A 2,372-nucleotide genomic window follows, 5' to 3' on the forward strand; every position below is an offset into this window, starting at 1 on the left:
CAATCAGATCAAGAACTTGGATAGCTCCATCACTCAGTATGAAAGCAACCATGCGAGTCAGGATTTGGTCGCCTTTAAGGAACTTCTAGCTGCGACCAAGTCCTTGATCGCAGAGCATGCTAGTAAGACACGTACGGTAGGAACTTATCAGTCAGGAGATTTCGCCAAACTCAAGTCTGTTAAACGCTTTGCGATAGCCTACAAACAGGCGACCCAGCAGATGGAGAGTCGCGTTGAGCGCGTGAAGGCAGCCCAGGAGCGAGACAAGGTCCGTTTTGAGGCCTTGGCTGCGGAGGATCGTGCCAAGAACGGATGGAAAGAGTTGGGTTTGGGTGTGTTGACCTTTGCGATTGGCTTCATCGCAATTATAGGAAGCTTGGGAACTGCGACTCCTTTAGTTGTTGCAGGCGGTGTCGTGGGTTTTGGGACGAGTATCTATGGGCTATCTAATGTATCAGAAGGGATTCATAATATCGAACTTGGGAATGCAGGGGATATCCACACCAAGTCAATAAATCCTGTCAGAGATACGCTTTTCATGGGCAATGACAAGTTGTATCATGATGTTGGGAATGTCTTTACGACAGCGAGCGCTATCATGATTCCCATAGGGCAGACCCAGAGCGTTGTCAAGGGCTTGACCCAGTTTGCGATAGGGGAAGCAGCTGCCTATACCGCGGGTCAGGTTGCCTATCATGGGACTAAGCTCCTAGGTGGAAGCGAAGAAGATGCCCAAACCGCAAACTTTATCGGGAACCTGGTAGGAGGTTACGCGGTCTCTTCAGCAGCCAGCAAGTTTAGTCTTAATAAGGTGAAAGATGCCTTTTCTACGAATACAAAAAAATACACTCTAAATAGTGATCGATTATCTAATCTAGAACTATATACATCTCCAGAAATAAAAGCTATAATCAATAAGGCGGGTTATAGCCTGGAAGACTTTTCGAACTTAGTAGATGCAGATACGACTTTATCAGCTAAAACAGATGCATTTGTCAAAGCTGTTCGCAAAGAGATTGGTATACCAGCTCCTAAAACCAAGATGAATAAAACGATACCTACAGAGTTTGTTGAATCATATCTCAGCGGAGAACGTAATTCTTTTGAAGGTTTTGTCTCGGTTGATGAGCATTCAAAATCATTAACTACTCTTCCAGAAATAGTTGAAGGAAATCGATTAGACTACCCCAATACTCCTTTTGACTTAGAAAAAACCAAGACCTATGCGAAAATATCATTTTTCTTGGATGAAGCAGATAAGCTAGATATTCCATTTGGTGAACTTGATAATGCGAGTTATCCTTTTACAGGTCGAGGTTTTACAGGTTCTAAGAATATCATATTACCGGAGTATAAATTGATGGAAGAACATGTATTTAAGAATGGAGATATGATAAGCATTTTTGAAAGTAAAACTGGTAAGCTTATGAAGCAATACGGTTTTACTAAAGATGAGGGCTGGATAGTATTGGAATGAGGGATAGTAATGTACGCAATTTATAAACAAAACAAATTTGAAGCAGAATATGAGAACAAGCATGAAGTAATTTTATATAGTCGTGTTAAATTTAAAGATTTTCAAAATTATATAAGTCCTTGGGGGAGGATATCTGATAATGTATTTACAAAAAACGTCAAGATGGAAGAGCTAGACTATCTATACAGTATTCATTATGAGATTCAATATAAGGGGCATTCTTTTTATGTTAGTAGTGGGATGATTCGAAGGAATGTTGAGAAAGATTGGTTTGAAATAAAACCAAGCGCCAACCAAAATCAAATAAAGGATGAGTTGGGATTCAAGCAGATAAACAAATTAGAATGGGCAAAAGAGATTAGCCGAAAAGACATTGAAGTCTTAAAAATAGTCGAAACACCTTTAGGAATCTTTAAAGATCAAGGAGTTAAGGTCAAGAGTTTAGAAGGCCAAGACATCGATAACTTTTTAAATTCTATTGAAAAGTAATTTTTTGATGCTTTATCACCATTGAAATAGCCTGTGAGAAACTTGTTTATACACGGTTAGTTGTAGGCAAGTTCCTGTTTTTACATTAAGTGCAAATCTCCAAGGTCAGGCCATCTCGAGCATGCGCAACTACCTAGTAGAGGTGCATGGGACTCTCCTTCAGACTCTGGTCAACCTGATGAATGACTACTCAACCAATCTCCTACTGTACAAGGACGGTTACTACCAGATTGACGGTGATCTTCATACAAAGTTGCCAGGTCAGGTATTTACAAACCTTCATAGTGCTTTAAAGAGTTCACGGGATAGTCTAAAGAGTGAGATTGAGCTCTTGAACACGACCAAGGACAAGATTTCTGATTTGGTGAGCTATGATGGAAGCAGTCATACCAGCACGGTCATGGAC

General features: G+C 40.4%; 2 protein-coding genes and 1 pseudogene. All 3 read left to right on the forward strand.

All coding sequences use genetic code 11. The annotated features are described in order from the left end of the window. The first annotated feature begins 220 nt into the window (after positions 1-220). A complete protein-coding gene (locus D8863_RS11310) occupies positions 221-1,477 on the forward strand; it encodes a hypothetical protein (protein ID WP_260469789.1) in 1,257 nt (418 codons plus the stop codon). 9 nt (positions 1,478-1,486) lie between these two features. Beyond that, the gene (locus D8863_RS10285; protein WP_125441846.1) at positions 1,487-1,966 is read left to right on the forward strand and encodes a UCP033725 family protein; all 480 of its coding nucleotides are present in this window, start codon (positions 1,487-1,489) and stop codon (positions 1,964-1,966) included. 97 nt (positions 1,967-2,063) lie between these two features. Next, positions 2,064-2,372: pseudogene (locus D8863_RS10290) on the forward strand (T7SS effector LXG polymorphic toxin); the annotation flags it as partial.

Origin of the sequence: Streptococcus oralis, assembly GCF_003943825.1 — a bacterium.
GTDB lineage: Bacteria > Bacillota > Bacilli > Lactobacillales > Streptococcaceae > Streptococcus > Streptococcus oralis_CD.

Bases quoted from the DNA above. Each gene is read 5' to 3' on its own strand.
- D8863_RS11310 (WP_260469789.1), top strand. From the start codon at position 221: ATGGAGAGTCGCGTTGAGCGCGTGAAGGCAGCCCAGGAGCGAGACAAG.
- D8863_RS10285 (WP_125441846.1), top strand. From the start codon at position 1,487: ATGTACGCAATTTATAAACAAAACAAATTTGAAGCAGAATATGAGAAC.